General features: G+C 70.4%; 7 protein-coding genes. 3 read left to right on the top strand and 4 right to left on the bottom strand.

Going from position 1 to position 7172, the window contains the following annotated elements; translation table 11 throughout:
• From Z052_RS15235 to aroA, 3 genes are all read right to left on the bottom strand, one after another.
• Positions 1–1077, bottom strand: a 1077-nt coding sequence (locus Z052_RS15235) for a TRC40/GET3/ArsA family transport-energizing ATPase (RefSeq protein ID WP_099289222.1), incomplete at its 3' end; no start/stop codon positions are given.
• Positions 1078–1175: 98 nt separating this feature from the next.
• Positions 1176–1433 carry a hypothetical protein gene (locus tag Z052_RS15230; protein WP_094495316.1) on the bottom strand — a complete coding sequence of 86 codons (258 nt, stop codon included), beginning with the start codon at positions 1431–1433 and terminating at the stop codon, positions 1176–1178.
• Positions 1434–1481: 48 nt separating this feature from the next.
• Positions 1482–2873 (bottom strand): 3-phosphoshikimate 1-carboxyvinyltransferase, encoded by a 1392-nt coding sequence (aroA, locus tag Z052_RS15225; protein ID WP_094520020.1) that lies wholly within the window; start codon positions 2871–2873, stop codon positions 1482–1484.
• A 130-nt stretch (positions 2874–3003) separates the two neighbouring features.
• Between aroA and Z052_RS15220 the strand changes: the two genes are divergently transcribed.
• The gene (locus Z052_RS15220) at positions 3004–3531 is read left to right on the top strand and encodes a multiprotein bridging factor aMBF1 (RefSeq protein WP_049931276.1); all 528 of its coding nucleotides are present in this window, start codon (positions 3004–3006) and stop codon (positions 3529–3531) included.
• Positions 3532–3576: 45 nt separating this feature from the next.
• On the opposite strand, the gene Z052_RS15215 is transcribed toward Z052_RS15220, so the two are convergent.
• Positions 3577–4335, bottom strand: a complete 759-nt coding sequence (locus Z052_RS15215) for a DICT sensory domain-containing protein (RefSeq protein WP_086215858.1) — start codon at positions 4333–4335, stop codon at positions 3577–3579.
• Positions 4336–4492: 157 nt separating this feature from the next.
• On the opposite strand from Z052_RS15215, the gene tpiA reads away from it, so the two are divergent.
• Both tpiA and dnaK read left to right on the top strand, forming a co-directional pair.
• Positions 4493–5137: a triose-phosphate isomerase gene (tpiA, locus tag Z052_RS15210; RefSeq protein ID WP_094520019.1), complete on the top strand. Its 645-nt coding sequence runs from the start codon at positions 4493–4495 to the stop codon at positions 5135–5137.
• A gap of 190 nt (positions 5138–5327) precedes the next feature.
• Positions 5328–7172 (top strand): molecular chaperone DnaK (gene dnaK, locus Z052_RS15205; RefSeq protein WP_199058300.1); only part of this gene is annotated, 1845 nt, incomplete at its 3' end.

Below are 7172 nucleotides of genomic sequence, written 5' to 3'. Positions count from 1 at the left end.
GAACAGGTCCGTCGCCTGGCGGAGCGCGCTCTGCTGGACCTCCCACCGGCGGGCGCAGAACTCGCAGGTGTCGGGGGTGGGCTCGACCACCCAGTCGGGGTCGATCCCGGCCCCGTTCCCGCCGGTCACGTCGCCGACGCCCTCCATCACACGGTTGACGACGAGCGTGTTCACCGGGATTCCGAACTCGTCGAGCCGCGCGACGAGCCGCTCGGACTCGACGACGCTCATCTCCTCGGGGATCATCACGACGCGGAAGTCCGTCTTCGCGGGGTCGCGCAGGACCGCTCGGAGTCGCTCGATGCGTTCGCGGAGCTCCTCGAGGTCCGCCGAGGGGTCGGGGTCGTCGTCGCCGCCGCCGAACATCCCCTTGATCCCGTCCATCATCCCGGAGAAGCGCTGCCGGAGCTTCATCACGCGCCCGAGCATCGAGTCCATGATCTCCGGCAGTTGGAGCAGGCGGAGCGTGTGACCGGTCGGCGCGGTGTCGACGACGACGCGGTCGAACCGCGGGTCGTCGAGGTACTCCAGCAGCTGGCGCATCGCCGCCGCCTCGTCGGCGCCGGGCATCGTGCCGCCGAGGAGTCCGCCGAGCCCCTCGCCGTCCTCGCCCTCGGCGCCGCCCATCGGCCCCTCGCCGCCCATGCCGCCCATCGCGTCGCCCATCTCGCCGAGCCCGCCGAGCGGGTCGCCGTCCGCCCCGAACATCCCCTCGTCGACCGCGGCGTCGGGGTCGATCTCGGCGGCGTACAGGGGCACGTCCTCGCGGATGCGCGCCGGCTCGGCGGGGATCTCGGTCTCGTAGGTGTCCGACAGCGAGTGCGCGGGGTCGGTCGAGACGACGAGCGTCCGGACGCCGCCCGCGGCCGAGGCGAGCCCCGTCGCGGCCGCCATCGTCGTCTTTCCAACGCCGCCCTTCCCGCCGTACAGCACGTAGTCGGGCGCGTCGACGCCCGCGGGCAGGTCGGCGAGCTCCTCGTCGACGGTCAGCTCCTCGTCCGTCTCCGCGGGCTCGACCGCGGTGTCGTCGTCGGCCTCGTCGACCCGGTCGACGGGCTCGACGTCGATGTCGTCCATACGCGTGTGTCGGTCCGGTGGGCTTGTGTAGCCGTCGGTCCGGATTCGGCGGCGACCGTCGCGCTTCGAGCGGTGACCGGATGACGCCGCGACCGCGGTCAGCCGAGTCGCTTCATCGAGATCAGCGCGGTCGGAATCATTATCGGGATCGTGAGAATGGCCCCAGTGATCACGACGAACGGCGCGACCCCGCCGACCGGGTACGCGAGCAGGTCGACGGCAAGCAGGTTGACCGTGGTCACAGTCACCGTGTACGCGATCACGGTGAGCACCACGATCGCCGAGAACACGACGCCGACGACGACCGCCGCGTTCGGTCCGTCCGCCGCTCCGTTCGACGCCGGGTTACCGCTCATCTGCTGTCTGCCACCATATACTATTGTGTGGATTGCGAACGGCTATAACTATTCCCTTCCCCGCGCGTCCCCGCGCTCGACGGTCGCCCCGAGGTCGGCCATCGCGTCGAAGAAGCCGGGGAAGGAGACGTCGACGTGTTCGGCGCCGCGGACGGTCGTCGTCCCCTCGGCCGCCAGCGCGGCGACGGACAGCGCCATCACGATCCGGTGGTCGGCTCGGCCGTCGACGGTCGCCCCGACGAGATCGCTTTCGCCTCCGTGAATCGTGAGTACGTCCCGCCCTTCGGTCGTCTCGGCGCCGAGATTTTCGAGTTCCTCGGCCATCGCGGACACCCGGTCGGTCTCCTTGTAGCGGACGTGCTCGCAGTTCTCGATCCGCGTCTCCCCGTCCGCGACCGCGCCGAGCGCGGCGATCGTCGGGAGCAGGTCGGGCGTTCCCCCCACGTCGACGGTGACGCCGGAGAGATCGCCGCGCTCGACCGCGATCGCGCCGGCCTCGCGGTCCCAGTCGACGGGCGCGCCCATGCGCTCGACGATCTCGACGATCGCGGCGTCGCCCTGCGCGCTCGGCCGGGCGCCCTCGATCCGGAGCGGCTCGCCGGGCGCGGCCGCGACCGCGCCCGCGCCGAGGAGGTACGAGATAGAGGAGAAGTCGCCGGGGACCGCGTACGTCTCGTCGCTCGGCGCGTACGTCTGTCCGCCCGGGACCGAGAACCCTGCGGCGCCCGCGGCACCGTCGAGCGGATCGCCGTCCTCGTCGACCGGGGTCGCCTCGACGCCGAAGTCGGCGAGCAGTTCGAGCGTGATGTCGACGTACGGCGCCGACTTGAGGTCGGTCGTGAGCTCTACCTCGATCCCCTCCTCGGTGACGGCGCCCGCCATCAGCAGCGCGGTGACGTACTGCGAGGAGACGTCGCCGGGGATGGCGACCTCGCCGCCGGCGAGCGGGCCGGTCACGACGAGCGGGGCCTGCCCGTTCGACCGCGTCGACTCCGCGCGGACGTCGAGGTCGGCGAGCGCGTCGAGGAGCGGACCCTGCGGGCGCGAGCGGAGCGACTCGTCCCCGGTGAGGACGGTGGTGCCGTCCGCGAGCGCGGCCGCGGCGGTGACCAGCCGCATCGTCGTCCCAGAGTTCGCGCAGTCGATCACGTCGTCGGGGACGGCGGGGCGGCCGCCGAACCCCTCGACCGAGAGCGCGTCGGCGCCCGTCAGGTCGGGCTCGCCTTCGGCGGTCGAACTCCCGTCTCCGGCGCGCGCGACCGAACCGCCGAACGCCGCGACGGCGCGGGCGGTCGCTCGCGTGTCCGCGGACACCAGCGGCGACTCGACGGTCGCGCCGTCGCTGTAGCCGGCGGCGAGCAGCGCGCGGTGGGTGTAGCTCTTCGACGGCGGCGCGCGGGCGGTCCCTCGCAGGGTCGAGCGCGTGACGTGGACGTCCATACCAGTCCTGCCGGCCGCGGCGACAAGTCGGTACCGACAGCGGCACGATTGCGGTCGGGGCCTCGCCGGCGTGACCCGCGCCCGGCGCCGCGGCACACCCTTTATACCATCGGGAGCGCTAGCGTCGCGTATGCCCCAGTGTGAGATGTGCGGCGCCGAGGAGGCCTCGCTGACGACGACGAAGGTCGAAGGCGCCGAGCTGGAGCTCTGTAGCTCGTGTACGGACTTCGGCACCGAGGTCCGCGACGAGTCGACGAGCTCCGGCGGCGGCAAGTACTCCACCAGCTCCAGCACCGGGAAGTCGTCTTCGTCGTCCGGATCGTCCGGCTCCGGCGGCTCGTCGGGGAGCTCGACTCGCCCCCGCGACATGTTCGACGACATGGACGAGATCGCCACCGACTACGACGAGCTGATCCGCGATGCGCGGGAGTCGCGCGGGCTGAGCCAGGAGGAGCTGGCCGACCAGCTCAACGAGAAGGCGAGCCTCATCCGCAAGCTCGAACGCGCCGACACGCTCCCGACCGACGAGGTCCAGCGCAAGCTCGAGCGCGCGCTCGACATCTCGCTGGTCGAGGGGCAGTCGACCGACGACGCCGACTGGGAGACGGACGACGCCGGCACGATGACGCTCGGCGACGTCGTCAAGCGGAAGGACTGAGCCGCGACGACGCTCCGGCCCCGCCGTACTCGTTATTCCCGGCCCTCAGACGGTCGCGCCGCCGCCGTCCGTCTGCTCCGATCCGCCGTACCGCTCGGTCAGGTAGTCGATGATGTAGTCGACCGTCTCGGGGTCGTAGCTCCAGAACCCGTAGAACTCGCCGGGCGCGCGCTCCTCGGCGAGCAGCGCGCACTTGGCGTCCTCGTAGCCGCCCCCGTCGTACGCGACGAACCACGTCTCGCGGATCTCGGCGGTCTCGCCGACGTGGACCGTGTAGGTGCCGACGTCGGGTGCGTCGCCCTCGGCGGCGGCGTACGCGTGGACGTCGAGCCGGTCCTTCTCGCCGAGCAGGTCGTAGGTGTCCGCCTCCCCGGTGAGGACGTCGAGGGTCTGGAACCCCGCGTGGAGCTCTCCGTCGCCGACCCGCCAGGCGCGGTCCTCGATCTCCCGCGACGCGGCGACCATGTCCTCGCGGGAGTAGGAGGTAAACATCGTCTCGTCGAGGTGATCCAACACCGGCTTCCCGACGTTGCCGGGCGTCTCACCTCGCTCCGCGGGTGTCTCCCCCTCGTCTCCGCCCCGCCCCGGCAGCAGCTCGTCCACGGTGACGCCCGTGACGAACTCGCCGTCCCGCGCCAGCACGGCGAACGCCTCCGGTCCGGAGGCGGTCTGATCGTCGACGATCCGGACGTTGCGGTCGGCGAAATACTCCCGGAGCTCCTCCGTAACCGCCGGTTCTGCGTTGAACACGGTCAGCGTGGCCTCGTGGGCTTCCACGCCGGCGATGAGCTCGATGAGGGACATCTCTTGTCGGACCCACAGCATCGGGGTATAAGGTCGTTTCTGCTCTCCGCCCCCCGGGTCGCCCGGTTCCCGGGGTTGTGAGGGGTCGAAACGACGGGACCCCGAGCGAGCGTCGCGAAGCACGAACCTATTTGCGCCGCGCTCCCCGAGTAGAGGTATGTTCATCTTGGTGAACCTCAAGGCGTACCCGTGCGATCCGATCGAGGTAGCGACCGCGGCCCGCGACGTCGCCGAGGCGTCCGGCGCGCGGATCGCCGTCTCGCCGCAGGCGGCCGACCTCGCCCGCGTCGCCGAGACGGGCGTCGAGACGTGGGCGCAGCACGTCTCGCCGAACGAGCACGGTTCGCACACGGGTTCGACGCTCGCCGAAGCCACCGCCGACAACGGCGCCGAGGGGACCCTGATCAACCACTCGGAGAAGCGACTGAAGCTCGCCGACATCGACGGTTCGGTCCGCACGGCCGAGCGCGCTGACCTGGAGACGATCGTCTGCGCGAACAACCCCGCGCAGGTCGGCGCCGCCGCCGCGCTCGGCCCTGACGCCGTCGCGGTCGAGCCCCCGAAGCTCATCGGCGGCGACGTCTCCGTCGCCACCGCGGACCCGGGTATCGTCGAGGACGCGGTCGCGGCCGCCGAGGCCGTCGACCCCGCGGTTGACGTGTTCTGCGGCGCCGGTGTCTCCACCGGCGAGGACGTGTCGACCGCCGGCGACCTCGGGGCCGCCGGCGTCCTGCTGGCCTCCGGCGTCGCGAAGGCCGACGACCCCGAGGCGGTCCTCGAAGACCTCGTGAGCGGGATCTGAGCCGGCGAGTCCGGGCCGGTTCGCGTCCGCGAGCCCGAGACCGGCGCTGCGTTTGCGGATCGGTATAAAAACATCGATGTGAGCGACTCACACGATCGAGAAAACGCACGACGGCGGCGGCTTTCTTCTCCCGGGGAGATCGCGGCGTCTAGTAACCTTTAACCGAAACAAGCCGCTATCTGTGACCAAGATGGCGAGCAACAAAATTCTCGGTATCGACCTCGGTACCACCAACTCCGCGTTCGCGGTGATGGAGGGCGACGAGCCCGAGATCATCGCCAACGCCGAGGGCGACCGGACGACGCCCTCGGTCGTCGCATTCGCCGACGACGACGAGCGCCTCGTCGGCAAGCCGGCGAAGAACCAGGCCGTCCAGAACCCCGACCGCACGATCCAGTCGATCAAGCGGCACATGGGCGACGGCGACTACACCGTCGAGATCGGCGACGAGGAGTACACGCCGGAGCAGGTCTCGGCGATGATCCTCCAGAAGATCAAACGCGACGCCGAGGAGTACCTCGGCGACGACGTCGAGAAGGCGGTCATCACCGTCCCCGCGTACTTCAACGACAAGCAGCGGCAGGCGACGAAGGACGCCGGCGAGATCGCCGGCTTCGACGTCGAGCGCATCGTCAACGAGCCGACGGCCGCCTCCATGGCGTACGGGCTCGACGACGAGTCCGACCAGACCGTCCTCGTGTACGACCTCGGCGGCGGCACGTTCGACGTGTCGGTCCTCGACCTCGGCGGCGGCGTCTACGAGGTCGTCGCCACGAACGGGGACAACGACCTCGGCGGCGACGACTGGGACGAGGCGCTCATCGACCACCTCGCCGACGAGTTCCAGAACAACCACGGGATCGACCTCCGCGACGACCGGCAGGCGCTCCAGCGCCTGAAGGACGCCGCCGAGGAGGCGAAGATCGAGCTGTCGAACAAGAAGGAGACCACGGTCAACCTCCCGTTCATCACCGCGACCGACAGCGGGCCGGTCCACCTCGAACAGTCCGTCACCCGCGCGACGTTCGAGAGCCTCACCGCTGACCTCATCAACCGTACCGTCGAGCCGACCGAGCAGGCGCTCGCCGACGCCGACTACTCGAAGTCGGACATCGACGAGGTCATCCTCGTCGGCGGCTCGACACGGATGCCGCAGGTCCAGGAGAAGGTCGAAGAGCTCGTCGGCCAGGAGCCGAAGAAGAACGTCAACCCCGACGAGGCGGTCGCGCTCGGTGCGGCGGTCCAGGGCGGCGTGCTCTCCGGCGACGTCGACGACATCGTCCTCCTCGACGTGACTCCGCTCTCGCTCGGTATCGAGGTGAAGGGCGGCCTCTTCGAGCGGCTCATCGAGAAGAACACCACGATCCCGACCGAGGAGTCGAAGGTGTTCACCACGGCCGCGGACAACCAGACCTCCGTCAACGTCCGCGTCTTCCAGGGCGAACGCGAGATCGCCGAGGAGAACGAGCTGCTCGGCGCGTTCCAGCTCTCCGGCATCCCGCCGGCGCCGGCCGGAACCCCGCAGATCGAGGTCTCGTTCAACATCGACGAGAACGGGATCGTCAACGTGGAAGCAGAGGATCAGGGCTCCGGTAACGCCGAGTCGATCACCATCGAGGGCGGCGTCGGCCTCTCCGACGAGGAGATCGAGGAGATGCAAGAGGAGGCCGAGAAGCACGCCGAGGAGGACGAGGCTCGCCGCGAGCGGATCGAGGCCCGCAACGAGGCCGAGACGACGATCCAGCGCGCCGAGACCCTCCTCGAAGAGAACGAGGAGGAGCTCGACGACGACGAGCTCGTCGCCGACATCGAGGCGGCCATCGAGGACGTCGAGGACGTGCTCGAAGACGAGGACGCCGAGACCGACGAGATCGAGTCCGTGACCGAGGCGCTCACCGAGGAGCTCCAAGAGATCGGCAAGCAGATGTACGAGGGACAGGCCGCGCAGGCCGGCCCGGGCGGCGCGGGCGGCGCCGGTCCCGGCGGGATGGGCGGCGCTGGCGGTCCGGGCGGTCCGGGCGGTGCGGCGGGGCCC

Source organism: Halorubrum sp. C191 (assembly GCF_002727095.1).
GTDB lineage: Archaea > Halobacteriota > Halobacteria > Halobacteriales > Haloferacaceae > Halorubrum > Halorubrum ezzemoulense.
Note: the sequence above shows the minus strand (reverse complement) of the source record. Positions and strands in the feature narration are given on the sequence as shown.